We start from the raw sequence: 13,954 nt of genomic DNA on the forward strand, positions 1-13,954 counted from the left end.
CGACGTGAACGAGCGACGAGTGCGCGAGCGAATGCAAACAGTGCGGATGTGGACGACCGTCGTCCTGCTGGGGGTGGTGTGCCTCGGGGCGGCGGGCTGCGCCTCGTCGGGCGCCTACAAGCGCGGCAGGGAGGCATGGGCCCGAGGCGACTGGGACGCGGCGGTGGTGTCCTACAGGCAGGCGCTCCAGGAACAGCCGGATCGACCCGACTACAAGAGCGCGCTGCAGCAGGCGATGAGCACGGCGTCGCTGGCCCATCTGCGCGCCGCGCGCGAAGCCGACGAGCGCGGAGACATCGAGGTGGCCGTCGTCGAATACCGCAAGGTCTACGAGCTCGACCCGTCCAACCGCAACGCGATGCTGCGGGCGGCCGCCATCGACACCGAGTTGCGCGAGCGGTCCGAGGCCGCACGTCCGCGGCCGGCGATCGAGGCCATGCGCGAGACGGCGCGGCAGCGGTCGGCGCCGCCGCTGCTCAACCCCTCTTCGCGCGATCCGCTCGAGATCCGGTTCCCCGATGCCAGTGCGAAGGACGCGCTCACGTTCCTCGGCAAGGCAACGGGCATCAACGTCCAGTTCGAATCGACGTTCCGCGATCAGAAAATCAGTGTGGACCTTACGGGCCTGTCGCTCGAAGAGGGTCTGCAGCAGGTGATGTCGGCGTCCGGCAACTTCTACAAGGTGATCAACCCGCGGACGATCCAGGTGATCCCCGACAACCAGCAGAAGCGTGCGGCGTACGAGGAGCAGGTGCTTCGCACGTTCTATCTGTCGCACGCCGATGCGACGGAGCTGGTGCAGGCCCTGCAACAGATCGTCCGGTTGCCCGGCATGGCCGTGCAGCCGTTCGTGGCCGCCAACAAGACGCAGAACAGCCTCACGATCAGGGCCTCGGATCGCGTGATGGGCATCATCGATCAGGTGATCCGCAACAACGACAAGCCGCGCGCCGAGATCGTGGTCGACGTCGAAATCATCGAAGTGAACCGCGTGCGCGCGCGCCAGGTGGGCCTGAACCTCTCGCAGTACGCGGTGGGTTCCATCTTCTCGCCGGAGGCGCCGCCGGCCAGTGGCGAGGCACAGCCACCCTTCAACCTGAACACGATCACGCGCGGCGTGAGCGCGGCGGACTTCTACATCACGGTGCCGCAGGCGATCGTCAATTTCCTGGCCTCGGACAACAACAACAAGATCATCGCGAAACCACAGCTGCGCGGGATGGAAGGCAAGGTGCTGACGCTGGACCTCGGTGAGGAGATTCCGGTCCCCAGCACGACGTTCGGCGGGTTCGGTGCCGGGGGTCTCAATACCGTGCCGATCAGTTCATTCCAGTACCGCACGGTGGGCGTGAAGCTCAAGTTCAACAACCCGCGCGTCACGCTCGAAGGCGAGATCGTCACCGAACTCGAAGTGGAGAGCAGCAACCTCGGCGCGTCGATCGACATCGCGGGCCAGAGCCTGCCGACCTTCGGCACCCGGCGGGCGACCTCCCACATCCGCATGCGTGAAGGCGAGTCGATGATGCTGGCCGGGCTGATTCGCGAGGACCAGCGCAAGCAGTTGTCCGGATTCCCGGGCCTCCTGCGCCTCCCATTGCTGCAGCGCCTGTTCGGCAGTACGAACGACCAGATTCAGACGACCGACATCGTCTTCCTGCTCACGCCGCGCCTCGTGCGGTCGTCGGAGGTGACGCAGGAGAACCTCGACCCGATCTATATCGGCAGCGCACAGAATTTGGGCCTGACCGGGGCGCCGCCGCTCATCGCCGTCGAGCCCGGCGAGGAAGCGGCGGCTGGCGCGGCACCGCCCGCCGGCTCGACAGCACCGCCGGTCTCGTCGTTGCCGAGCCAGCCGCAGACCGGACAGGTACTCGATCGTCCGGGAGTGGCGCCGTCGGCTCCAGCGCCGCCGTTGACGCCCGCGCCGGCCCAGCCGGTTCCGGTGCCTGACGCGCAGACCTCTGCCGCACAGCAGGCGCCGGTGCCGCAGGCGCCGGCTCGCCTCGCGGTGACCACGCCAGGCCCGGAATTCTCCGTCGGTGGTGGGCCGTACACCGTCCCGATTTCGATCACCGGCGCGCAGCGCGTCTCCACGGTGAGCCTGTCGGTGACGTACAACCCGTCGGTCCTGCGCGTACGGTCGGTGCAGCCCGGGACGTTCCTGGCACAAGGCGGCGTGGCGCCGACCTTCTCGCATCAGGTGGACCCAGGGTCGGGGCGGGTGGATGTCGCACTGCTGCGTCCCGGCGATCAGGTGGGCGCGTCTGGTGCCGGCCTGGTGGCCACCATCGTGTTCGACGCCATCGCGCCGGGGCAGTCGGCCATCTCGCCGTCAGGCGTGGCGGCCAATCCCGAGCAGGGGAGCATCGGCCTGCAACTCGTGCCGGCGGCCGTGACGGTGCGATGACCATGCGCAGCCGCACGCGCGATGGCCGATCGGGCTATTCGTTCGTCGAGTTGCTGACGGTGGCTGCCATCGTGCTCATCATGGCCTCCGCGGTCCTGCCGCTGGCAAGGGTCGGCGTGCAGCGGCAGAAGGAAGTCGAGTTGCGCCGGACCCTCCGCGAACTGCGCACGGCGATCGATCGCTACAAGGACGCCGCCGACCTGCAGCAGATCTCGAACCTGGAACTCGACCCGACGGACATGGGGTATCCGCCGGACCTCGAGACGCTCGTCAAGGGCGTGACGCGCAGTGGCGATGCATCCGGCGTCAAGCTGCGGTTCCTGCGCCGCGTGCCGGCCGATCCGATGACGGGCGACGCGGAGTGGGGATTGCGGTCGTACCAGGATCGACCCGATTCGACGTCATGGGGCGGACAAAACGTGTTCGACGTCTATTCGAAGGCCAGCGGCACCGGGCTCGACGGCATCCCTTACAGCGAGTGGTGAGATGAAGCGGTCCATGCGCCGGAGCGGGTTCACGCTCCTCGAACTGATGGTGGTGATGGCCCTGATCGTGGTGCTCGGCGGCATCGCGATGTCGGGCTACAGGAACGCCGTGACGCTCGCCCAGGAAGCAGTGCTGCGCGAAGACCTGTACCGCATGCGCGACGCCATCGATCAGTACTACGCCGACAAGAACAAGTACCCATCGTCGCTCGACGCCCTCGTGAGCGACGGCTACCTGCGCGCGCTGCCCGAGGATCCGTTCACGCGGTCCAGCACGACGTGGCAGGAGGTGCCGTCTGACCCCGACGCCAACAATCCCGGTGGCGACATCGGGGTCTTCAACGTGAAGAGCGGGTCCGACAAACTGTCGATGCAGGGGCAGCCGTACAGCGAATGGTGACGGTCTGACCGTTCACCATTCGCCGTGGGTCGTTCGTCGCCCGATTCAGCGCACGGCGTGCGGCACGGGCGTGACGGCGTCCTGATCCTGCTCGCCGGTCCGGATCCGGACCACGTGCTCGACGGGCAGGACGAAGATTTTGCCGTCGCCGACCTCACCGGTTCGCGCCGCGCCAGAGATGGCATCGATGGTTGGCTCGACGAAGCCATTGCTCACGCCGATTTCGATGCGGACCTTCTCGGCCAGCGCCATCTTGACTGTCGTGCCGCGGTAGTTCTCGACGTGTTCGGTCTCACCGCCATGGCCCTGCACGCGGCTGATGGTGAAACCGTGGACCTGGGCGCGGAAGAGCGCTTCGAGGACGGCGTTGACCCGTTCTGGCCTGACGATCGCGACAACCATCTTCATGCGCGGCTCCCTTCGGTTGATGACACGGTCGCGGCGGAGAAGGTGCTCCGCAGCACGTCGGGGCCGATGAGGATGGCGCCGTCGCCTTCGGCATAGGCTTCCTCGCCGTGATCGCAGACGTCGAGTCCGAGCGCCTCGTCGCGCGAGCCGGCGCGCAACGGCAGCACGAGACCGATGATCTTCAACAGTACGAACGTCATCAGCGCGCTGTAGAGCAGCGCCGCAGCCACGCCGACCGCCTGGATGCCGATCTGCGCGGCGTTGCCGCCGATCAGGCCATTGCCGCCGCCGCTCCATGCCTGGTCGGCGAAGACGCCCGTGAGCAGCGCGCCGACCGTCCCGCCGACGCCGTGCGCGGCCACGACGTCGAGCGAGTCGTCGAGCCAGGTGCGCGCGCGGTAGAGGATCGCGAAGTAGCTCGGGAGGGCGGCGACGCCGCCGAGCATCAGCGACGAGGCGGGACTGATGAAGCCCGCGGCCGGCGTGATCGCCACAAGACCCACGACGATTGCCGTGGCGGCGCCCACCGCCGTCACGCGACGCGTGCGGACGACGTCGAGCAGCGTCCAGACGACGAGCGTCGCCATGGGCGCCAGCAGCGTGTTGGCGAACGCGAGACCGGCAATGGCATTGGCCGCCAGCGCGCTGCCGGCGTTGAAGCCGAACCAGCCGAACCAGAGCAGGCCGGCACCGAGGAGCACGAACGGCACGTTGTGAGGCAACATCGCCTGGCGGCCATGGTCGAAGCGGGGCCCGACGACAATCGAGGCGACGAGCGCCGCGGCCGCGGCATTGACGTGCACGACGGTGCCGCCGGCGAAGTCGAGCGCGCCCATCGTCGCCAGCCAGCCCCCGCCCCAGACCCAGTGTGCGACCGGCGCGTAGACGACGAGCACCCACAGCGTGATGAACGTCATGTAGGCGCCGAAGCGCATGCGTTCGACGATGGCGCCGGAGATCAGGGCCGCCGTGATGACGGCAAATGTCCCCTGGAACGCCAGGAACAGCACGTGTGGAATGGTGCCGTGCGGATCGAGCGTGACGCCCCGGAGCAGGCCGTACTGCAGGCCACCGACCAGCGCGGTGCCGGGCGCGAACGTCAGCGAATAGCCCAGGAGGGCCCAGGCGACACCGGCCACGCCCAACGAGATGAAGCTCATCATCATCGTGTTGAGCGCATTCTTTGACCGGACGAGCCCGCCGTAGAAGAAGGCCAGCGCTGGCGTCATCAGGAGCACGAGCGCCGTGGAGATCAGTATCCACGCCACATCTGCATTGTTCATCGATCCTCCGCACGAGCGGCGACGGGCCGGGCGGGACCTCGATGTCCCGCGCGTGTCGCAGCCGTTGGAGCCGGAACAGCAAGATCGGTGCTCGGCGGTCGTCGCGACGGCGGAAGAACGCCGCAAGACGTTGTGGACCACCGTGTTATCGCGGATGGCGGTCCGCGGCGCCAGACGCAAAGTACGACATTTGTGTCGTGTGTTACTCGTCCTCAGACATAAATGTCTACCTCGCCTTGAAGCGTTCGACGTCGATGCCGAGCTTCCTGACCTTGTAGGCGAGGATGCGTTCGGTGGTGTCGAGCAGGCGGGCCGAACGCGCGAGGTTACCGTTGGATGTCTTGAGTGCGTCCTGGATGAGGTCCATCTCGAACGCCGCTGTTGTCGCAGCCAGCGACATCCGCGGCAGCGTGCCCGAGACTTCGGCGGTCTGCAGGGTGGGTGGCAGGTCGTGCCCATGGATCACGCCGCCCGCGGCCACCAGGACGGCGCGCTCGATGCAGTTCTCGAGTTCGCGCACGTTGCCGGGCCAGTGATAGCTCATGAGCATGTCGATGGCTGTCGTGGCGAGACGGCGGACGTCGCGGCCGTGGACGCCTGCGTACTTCTCGACGAAATGGTCGGCGAGCAGCAGGATGTCGGCCTTGCGATCACGCAGGGGCGGCAGGAACAGCGAGAACACGTTGAGGCGGTAGTACAGGTCCTCGCGGAACGTGCGATCGCGGACGGCGTCTTCGAGACGCTTGTTGGTCGCGGCGATGATCCTGACGTTGACGCGGAGCGTCTGCGTACCTCCGAGTCGTTCGAACTCCCGCTCCTGGAGCACGCGCAGCAGCTTGACCTGCGTACCGAGCGAGAACTCGCCGACTTCGTCGAGAAACAGCGTGCCGCCCTGGGCCATCTCGAAGCGCCCCTTACGTGCGGTCCGCGCGTCGGTGAAGGCGCCGGCCTCGTGTCCGAACAGTTCGGACTCGACCAGGCCCTCCGGCAACGCGCCGCAGTTGACCTTGACGAACGGCTTGCTGGCGCGCGTCGAGTGATAGTGGATCGCGTGGGCGATCAATTCTTTGCCGCAACCCGACTCGCCGCGAATCAGCACCGTCGTCTGGCCGCGCGCCACCTGCATGACCTGGGCGAACAGCGCCTGCATAGGCCGGCTGTTGCCGACGATGTTCCGGAAATCGTAGCGTTCGCGCAGTTCCTCGCGCAGCAGCGCGTTCTCGGCCACCAGTTGTTGCCGCTCGGCCTGCTGTAGCGCGTGCACGCGAATCGCGTACGCGAGCAGTGACGCGACCACGCCGAGGAACTGGAGCAGGCGCTCCATGTCGGCATCCGGGCGGTGGGGGCGTGCGAGGCCGACGGCACCGAGGCACGTCCCGGCCGCGCAGATCGGCACGCAGACGAAACTCGTCTCGTCGTCTGCGTGCCGATGGACGCCGGTGCGATTGAGGAACAGCGGCTCCTGGCTCGCCTTGGGCACCACGACCGGACGGCTCGTCTCGACGACGCGGCCGATGATGCCTTCGCCGGTGCGATACCTGATGCGTCGAGCCGTCTGCCACGTGATGCCGGTCGAGGCCGCGACCGACAGGTCGGACCCTTCACCGTCCCGGAGGACAATGAGGCCGCTACGCGCCGACACGGCGTCGGCTACGTGCTCCAGCGCACGAGCCAGGGCCGTCTTCAGGTCCGGCGTGCCGCCGAGAACCGGACCGAGAGCCAGGAGCACCGAAAGGTGATCGTGCTCGACCCGGCCGGCCGCCTGTCTGGACATGGGGCCATCAGCGTACGCTGAAACCGTGCCTGGTGTCGTTCCCGGACGTCGGTCGGTGGGCGGCTCGCCGGACAACGGTCTCGCTGGCCGGTCTCTCCGCAACTCGCCGCGCCGGGGCGATCAGGGCGTGGCGATGGCGTAGGTGAAGCCAGCCAGGATGGTGTTCTGCTGTGGGCGGAACTGGCTCGCGTGGTACTCGAAGACGTCTTCCGTGGACCAGTCGCGCCGGTACTCGACGCGCAGCGACAGGCCCGTGACGAGCCTGTGCTCGCTCGTGAGTGTGAGTGCGCGGATCGTCTGCGCCGTGCCAGTCATGAGCGCGTCGCGATCCTCGAAGATGTCGAACCGCGGCGCGATCGACCACGACGGCCGGAGCGTCACGCGGGCGTATGCCGCCACCCCCTGCCACGCGGCCGTCCTGCCGGCGACCGTGTCGCGTCCGATGTCCACGTTGGCCATCAGCGACAGCTTCGGATTGACGGTCCATGTCGCGACGGTGTCGTGGAGCGTACGCCATCCGGCGACGCCGTCGCGACCTTCGGGGCCGCCCATCCATGTCTGGCTGAGCGTGAAGGACGGGCTGACGCGCCACGACACCTGCGCGGCGCCGGTCTTGCCCCGATTGTTGTCCTGCGCGTTGTTCCAGCCGTTGAGCAGGAAGCCCGTGACGGTGACGGTCTCGGAGACGGGCAGCGCGGCGCGCACCCCGACGTGGTAGTAAGGGCCGGCCCAGGCAAACAGGAGCGACCGCGAGTAGTTCCAGTTGTACGCGGCTTCAGTGGGCTCGGCCCCGATGGGCGTATTGAACTTGCCAGCGTCGATCTGCAGGCCACGACCGACAGGCGCCAGCACGCTGATGTAGCCCTGCTGGAGGTATTTCAGACTGCCCCCGTCGGGATCGCTCGAGGCGACCCATGTAGCGGTCGGGCCGAAGCCGATGTCGGTCCGGAACCCGAGGCGCCGCGTCTCGGTAGGGACCTGCTCGAAGGCCAATTCGTAGTAGCTGAACGCGAACTGGTTGTCCTTGTCATCGAAGTTGCGCAGGACGTTGCGGGCCGACGCGGGCTGATTGCCGTTGTACTCGTAGTAGAGGTCCGCGGTGGTGGACACCTTGGTCGAGCCGAACAGCCGGAGCCAGCGCGACCTCGAGGGAGGCGGAGGCGGGATGTCGTCCTGTGGCTGTCGCGGCGCCGGCTCTACGGCAATGACGGGCGGCGGCACCACCACCGCGGCCGCCGTCATGACAGGCGCCGAGGAACTGTCGGGAGGCGAGTCCTGAGCCGCAGCGATCGCCGGTGCGGCGAGCAGCGCCGACAGGAGGATGGCGCCGGCGGTCGGCGTGCCGGTCAGGCACATGGCAACGTGTGCGGTTGGTCTCATGTGCCGCACTGACTATCAACAGTTGTGCCGCACGCCTCGATCCGAGCCGGCGTATGCGGACTAACTGTATGTGGCCGTTGCGGTTGTCAACGTCGACCACGCGCAGCCCCGTCTGGCGACATTCCTACAATCATGTAGCAAGTGAGACGGAATGCTACAAATGTGGCGCGCAAGTCAGCCGTCGTGTTTCAACAGGATCCCCGTACCGACAAGCCGTCGGACGGAGGCGGCGTCCCGCCGACATTCCACGAGGATCGCTACTGGACGTTGACTTCGATGATGGCTTCGCCGCGCTGACCGACGGCGTTGACCACTTCCAGCGTGACGCGCCGCCGGCCCGGCGACCCGTAGACCTTCGACGTCTGCGGACCCGTGGTGACCCGCCTGTCGTTGTCGCCCAGGTTCCAGTTGTAGCTCACCACGTTGATGCCTGCTCCCGTTCCCGAGAGCGTGGCCGTGAACACCACGGTCGTCGTGGACGTGGGGTTGGTGGGCGACGCCGTGAGCGTGACGTTGATGACGCGCTCCTCGACGGTCACGGCCGTGGCGGCCGTGGTGACTTCGCCGCCCGTGTCGGTCACCGTGACGACGACCGAGTACGAGCCCTTGCGTGCATACGCCTTCTGGATGGAACGCGATCCGCTCACGGGACCGAGCGATCGGCGGTCGCCATCACCGAAGTCGATGGTGGCCTCGCGGATCGGATCGCCGTTGGTCTGCGTCTGCACGCTGACGGTGAACGTGGCTGTCTCGCCTTCGCCCATGGGCGTGCTCGGCGCGGTGATGGTGATGATCGGCCTGTTGGTCACACGCACCGTGGTGTTGCCGGACACGCCGCCGATGGTGGCCGTGACGACGGCCTCGCGCGTGGTGGTGAGCTGCGTGCGTGCCTCGCCGTTGTCGTCGGTGACGACCGTCGTGTTGAACAAGACCCCGGCCGTCGTCGAGAACGTCACCGGCACGCCTGGCAGGCGCCTGTTGTTGTCGCCCGTCGCGACGGCGAGGATCTCGACGGTGCCGCCATTGGCGCCGACGGCGCTCGGGGAAGCGCTCACGGCCACGGCGGAGGCGGCAGCCGCGCCGACGCGAATTTCCAGGGCCTCGGCCTGGGCACCTCCCGAGAAGGCGCGGACCTGAGCCAGACCCGACGCGGAACCCGCGTTGAGGCGCACCGTGGCCCTGCCGCTGCTCGTGCGGGCTTCGGCCGGATCCAGCGTGCCCAGCGTGGTGGTGAACACGACCTGCGTGCCGTTCTGGACCGGCACGCCGCCGGGTTCGGTGACGTTGGCCGTGATCTCGATCTGGCCGTTCAGCGCGACGACGCTGCTGTTGGCAAAGAGCGTGACCGCCGAATCGGTGGGGGCGGTCAGTGGGGCCTTGTCGCAACCCACCAACGAGAGGCTCAGCACCAGCCCCATCGTGCCCGCTGTCGCAAGGCTGGCGAAGGCCCGCCGTGGCAGGGACATGTGGCGACGAGGTGCTAGCATGACGGTCAAGAATAGCAAAGGCATGAGGAGACCTGCACCGCTCTCGGCACCATCTGACGCCAGTGGCTACGCGATGGCCGTCCTGCTCGTCGGGTTGGCCGTGATGCTGACGCTCATGACGATGGCCATGCCCGTCTGGCGGCAGCAGGCCAGACGAGAGCGCGAGGAGGAGCTGCTGTTCCGCCTGAAGCAGTACGCGCATGCACTGGCGCTCTATCAGCGTCGCGTGCCAGGGGCGTCACCGGCCGACCTCGACGTGCTCGTCAAGGAGCGCTATCTGCGCAGGAAGTACAAGGACCCGGTCACCGGCAAGGACTTCGCCATTCTCCGCGTGGGGCAGGTGTCGCCCGGCATGACGACACCACTGCCGGGGCAGGTCGGCGCTGGCGCGCCGACGACCGGCGCACCAGGGGGCCCCAGTAGTCAGCCGACGGGCGGCACTCCCGGCCGGTCGTCGGGCTTCGGGCAGTCGCCGATGGGCACCATGAACCAGCCCGGTTCACCGGGAGCGATGGTCACCGGACCGATTCGCGGTGTGGTCAGCACGAGCAAGGAATCGTCGCTCCGCATTTGGAAGGGCCGCACGCAATACGATCAGTGGGAAGTGGCGATCGAGGACGTGACGCCACGCTTCTTCGGTCCGCAGCCGGACCAGCCCGGGCAGAATCGAGGCCCCGGCGGCGTGGGGAGCCGGCAGCCGGGCAGGCCCGGGGCCGGGTCCCCGCAGATGCAGCCACGAACGTCCTCCCCGACGACTCCGTACGGCGGTCCGCGCTGACAGGAAGGGGCCGGGCTCGGAGAGCCGGTCCTGCCTTGAAGGCGCGTCTGCGGCGTCAGGCCGTCGCGCGTGACGACAGCCTGAAGAGGCCCCACATCCCGGCCGTCAGCAGCAGCGGGATCGCCGCGAGCACGCGGCCGCCCGCGAGGGGGAGCGTGAGTCCCATGAGCCACGGCAGCAGCATCGCGCCACCGCACCCGATCGCGGAGACCGCCGACACGGCGAACGCCGCGCGTCCCGCGAACCGCTGCGTGACGACGCCGAACATCGACGGATAGATCGGGCCCGTTGCCCCTCCCATCAGGACCAGCGCGGTCGTCGTCCACAGCGGATGACCGACGCTCGACACGAGCACGAGTCCGCCGATAGCAAGCGCGGCAAGCGCGCCCTGAAGGACGACGGCGGGGCCGATGCGGTAGGCGAGGACGGTCGACAGTACGCGGCCGGCCATGTACGAGAACCAGTAGATCGACGTCGAGAGCGCGGCGCTCGCGGGTGTCACGCCGAGCGTGCGCTCGAGGTAGGTCGGGGCCCAGCCGGAGAACCCGGTTTCGACACCGCCGTACAGGAACACGAAGAACCCGATGAAGATGAGGCCGGCCGGGAGCGCGAACCCGCGTGGCTGCGGCGCGGCTTCCTTCAGCGGCACCTGCGCGTCGCGGGGCAGCGCGAACCACGCCCACGGCACGATGACGAGTGCGATGAGTCCACCGATGGCCGGCGCCCAGCGTGCGGGCGAGCCCGTCTTCAGGAACGCGCTCGACACCAGCGGGCCGACGACGGTGCCGACGCCGTAGAGCGCGTTCACGACGTTCACCACGAACGCCGGCCTGTGCGTGAGCATGCGCGAGGCGACCAGGTTCATGGCGATCGTCGCGAAGCCGTAGCCCACGCCGAGGACCGCGCTGGCGGTCAGCATCACGAGGAGCGAGGCGGCGGCGGACAGACCCACGGTACCCGCGGCGAGCACGGCGAGCGCCCAGAGAATCACCACGCGCGTGCCGATTCGCTCGAGGAGCAGCGTCGATGTGATCTGCGAGGCGAGGAATCCGGCGAAGAGCGCGCTGTAGAGCACGCCGATCGACGATACGTCGACGTCCGCCACGCGTGCGAACTCGGGCAGCGCGGGGCCAATCGCGGCGATGCACGCGCCCAGCGCGATGAACGCAACGGAGAGACACGCGAGGAGCGGACCAGGACGCTCGTCAGGCATGGCGTGAGGTGAGGGCAGCCTTGCCGATGGTGTCGTGGGCGGAGCGACGGATGGTCGCGATGTCGTCGGCACTCGCCCGCCCGGCGACCCTGTTGGTCAGCAGCACGACATAGAGATCGAGCACGGGGTCGATCCACAGCGATGTTCCCGTGAATCCCGTGTGGCCGATCGCGCGACGCGTGAGGTATCGGCCGGACGACGAGGTCGGCAGCGCGGTGTCCCACGCGAGGGCGCGCGACGACCCGCTGACAGGCGACTGCCGCGCGAACGCGCGGACCGCCCAGGCCGGTGCCAGTGCCGTGTCTTCGCCGCGCAGTCCGCCCAGGAGCGTGCGCGCGACATCGCCGATGGCCCCTGCCGTGCCGAAGAGACCGGCGTGTCCGGCGACGCCGCCCATCGCGGCGGCGTTGTCGTCGTGCACCTCGCCCCGGAGCACGCGGCCCCGCCACGCGCTGACGCCCGTCGGCTGCACGTTTGCCGAGGGCTCGACAGGGCCGTACATGAGCGGAGCGGACGTCACGCGCGTGAGCAGTGCGTGGACCTGCTGATCGAGCGGGGCATTGCCGATGGCCTCGAGGGCCCGGCCCAGGACGATGAAGCCGAGGTCGCTGTAGATGGCGGCCGTGCGTGGCGCACGGGCGAGAGGAGCGCGCGCCGCGGCGCTGACGAGGGTCGCGGCATCCGGGTGATGGTCGTGGAGCGGCAGGTGCCCCGGCAGCCCGCTGGCGTGCGCGAGCAGGTCGCGCAGGCGCACGTCGGTGCGATCGTCGCCGGCCCACGCCGGGATGGAGTCGCGCACGCGTGCGTCGAGGTCCAGCGATCGCCGACCGAGGAGCGACATGGCGACCAGTCCGGTGCCCAGCACCTTGGTGAGCGACGCGAGATCGAAGATCGCGTTGTCGTCGATGCCGTTACCGCAGTGCGCGCGTGAGACGACGCCCGCATGCGTGCCGACCTCGATGACGGCCGCGGGCAGCAGGCCGCTCGCGACGCAGGTCCGGAGTTCGCGTGCCGCCGCGTCGCAGGCAGCCGCGAGCGACGAGGATTCAGCGGCGCGCACCGACGGTCGCGACGGGATCGCGGAAGGCGCGACGCTGGACGGTGGCGAGGTAGGTCGACGGCTTGCCGGGGCCGCCGGTCATGCTGTCGTAGGAGTAGAGCATCACGCCGTCGAAGCCCATCGCGCGCGCGACGTCGACGCGGCGCGCGGCCTCACCGGCGTCGATCTGGAACGCACCGATACCTGGCCACACGCTGCCGTCGGGCTCGCTGGTGAGCGCCCGCAACTGTCGCTCGAATGACGAGGGACTCGACATGTACGTCATCGGGCACGCCGCATCGATGAGGCCGTCGCGCAGCCAGCGTGACCAATCCTGCAGTTTGTAGCTGCGGGCGTGCGCGGCGTCAGGCCAGACGGCGGCCGTGAGCTGCACCGCGGGTCTGTTGGCGCGCGCCGTCGCGGCGAGACGCGTGACGAGGCGCGTCAGACGCTCGCGCCGGTATGCGGCCCAGCGGGCAGGGAACATGTCGACGAACACCAGCGGGTTGGTGCGTCCGCGTCCATCGAGATCGGCGAGCTCGGCCGGCGTCAGCTCCGGACGTAATGACTGACGGAACGCATCGAGTGCCGCGCGGCTGACGTCGAAGTCGGGGGTGGGGAAGCGGATGTAGTCCAGGTGCAGGCCGTCCAGTGCGTACCGCGACGTCAGGTGGGCAATGGTCGCATCGAGCCTGTCGTGGACGCCTTCGGGGATCGGCGACGCGAAGACGCCTTCGATCGTCGTGCGCTTGCCGGCACTCCACGCCGCGAGCGTCCTGACGTAGGCCGGATTGCGCGGCGAGTGCTGCAGCAACGTCGGCGCGAGGGCTCGCGGCAGCATCAGCCACTCGGGGTGCTGCACGGCGATGTGCTGCGGGGCGGTAGGGAACGCCGTGGCGCCCGCCACGAGGTTCATGTTCAGCCACGCATGCACCTGCACGCCGGCCGCGCGGGCGTGCGCGACCAGTTCGCCCAGGGGGTCGAAGGTTGCCGGCTGTCTCGCGAGCAGCGTCGATCGTGGGTCAGGCCCACCGAGATAGAAGGCATCACCGCGACCGCGCACCTGCACGAACAGCGCCGTGACACCGTGCCGCTGCGCGTCGGCCACGACCTGCGCCACGTGCGCGGACGAGGTCATCCAACTGCGCGTCACCCAGACGCCGCGGAGTTCGGTCGACGATCGGCGCCGCGCGTGTGCCGCACGAGGCACGGCCAGCGGCGACAGGGCGGATGCGAGGGAGAGCCGCAGCAGATCGCGGCGTGTAGCAAGGGGCATCGGGCAGGCACGCGTGCAACGAGG

At 68.6% G+C, this 13,954-nt stretch carries 12 protein-coding genes; 4 read left to right on the forward strand and 8 right to left on the reverse strand.

The window, feature by feature from the left end:
• Positions 1-4 precede the first annotated feature (4 nt).
• Genes IT182_06460 through IT182_06470 form a run of 3 tightly spaced genes read left to right on the forward strand, consistent with a single transcriptional unit; the run spans position 5 to position 3,292 of the window.
• Positions 5-2,407 (forward strand): hypothetical protein, encoded by a 2,403-nt coding sequence (locus IT182_06460; protein MCC6162974.1) that lies wholly within the window; start codon positions 5-7, stop codon positions 2,405-2,407.
• Positions 2,408-2,409: 2 nt separating this feature from the next.
• A complete protein-coding gene (locus IT182_06465; protein MCC6162975.1) occupies positions 2,410-2,892 on the forward strand; it encodes a type II secretion system protein in 483 nt (160 codons plus the stop codon).
• A gap of 1 nt (position 2,893) precedes the next feature.
• Positions 2,894-3,292 (forward strand): type II secretion system protein, encoded by a 399-nt coding sequence (locus IT182_06470; GenBank protein ID MCC6162976.1) that lies wholly within the window; start codon positions 2,894-2,896, stop codon positions 3,290-3,292.
• A 45-nt stretch (positions 3,293-3,337) separates the two neighbouring features.
• On the opposite strand, the gene IT182_06475 is transcribed toward IT182_06470, so the two are convergent.
• From IT182_06475 to IT182_06495, 5 genes are all read right to left on the reverse strand, one after another.
• Complete coding sequence (locus IT182_06475; GenBank protein ID MCC6162977.1) at positions 3,338-3,700, reverse strand: P-II family nitrogen regulator; 363 nt, start codon at positions 3,698-3,700, stop codon at positions 3,338-3,340.
• Positions 3,697-4,983, reverse strand: a complete 1,287-nt coding sequence (locus tag IT182_06480) for an ammonium transporter (protein MCC6162978.1) — start codon at positions 4,981-4,983, stop codon at positions 3,697-3,699. The genes IT182_06475 and IT182_06480 overlap by 4 nt, the downstream gene beginning before the upstream one ends.
• Positions 4,984-5,209: 226 nt before the next feature.
• A complete protein-coding gene (locus IT182_06485) occupies positions 5,210-6,757 on the reverse strand; it encodes a sigma 54-interacting transcriptional regulator (protein ID MCC6162979.1) in 1,548 nt (515 codons plus the stop codon).
• 120 nt (positions 6,758-6,877) lie between these two features.
• Complete coding sequence (locus IT182_06490) at positions 6,878-8,137, reverse strand: porin (GenBank protein MCC6162980.1); 1,260 nt, start codon at positions 8,135-8,137, stop codon at positions 6,878-6,880.
• A 257-nt stretch (positions 8,138-8,394) separates the two neighbouring features.
• Complete coding sequence (locus tag IT182_06495) at positions 8,395-9,603, reverse strand: PKD domain-containing protein (protein ID MCC6162981.1); 1,209 nt, start codon at positions 9,601-9,603, stop codon at positions 8,395-8,397.
• Positions 9,604-9,646: 43 nt separating this feature from the next.
• Between IT182_06495 and IT182_06500 the strand changes: the two genes are divergently transcribed.
• Positions 9,647-10,402, forward strand: a complete 756-nt coding sequence (locus IT182_06500; GenBank protein ID MCC6162982.1) for a type II secretion system protein — start codon at positions 9,647-9,649, stop codon at positions 10,400-10,402.
• Between the two features lie 55 nt (positions 10,403-10,457).
• Here the strand turns inward: IT182_06500 and IT182_06505 are convergent, their stop codons facing one another.
• Genes IT182_06505 through IT182_06515 form a run of 3 tightly spaced genes read right to left on the reverse strand, consistent with a single transcriptional unit; the run spans position 10,458 to position 13,930 of the window.
• Positions 10,458-11,615 (reverse strand): MFS transporter, encoded by a 1,158-nt coding sequence (locus IT182_06505; GenBank protein MCC6162983.1) that lies wholly within the window; start codon positions 11,613-11,615, stop codon positions 10,458-10,460.
• Positions 11,608-12,675: a beta-lactamase family protein gene (locus IT182_06510; protein ID MCC6162984.1), complete on the reverse strand. Its 1,068-nt coding sequence runs from the start codon at positions 12,673-12,675 to the stop codon at positions 11,608-11,610. Before IT182_06510 ends, IT182_06505 begins: the two co-directional genes overlap by 8 nt.
• Positions 12,662-13,930: a family 10 glycosylhydrolase gene (locus IT182_06515; protein MCC6162985.1), complete on the reverse strand. Its 1,269-nt coding sequence runs from the start codon at positions 13,928-13,930 to the stop codon at positions 12,662-12,664. Before IT182_06515 ends, IT182_06510 begins: the two co-directional genes overlap by 14 nt.
• Between the last annotated feature and the right edge of the window lie 24 nt (positions 13,931-13,954).

This window comes from Acidobacteriota bacterium (assembly GCA_020845575.1).
In the GTDB taxonomy this organism is placed as follows: domain Bacteria; phylum Acidobacteriota; class Vicinamibacteria; order Vicinamibacterales; family Vicinamibacteraceae; genus Luteitalea.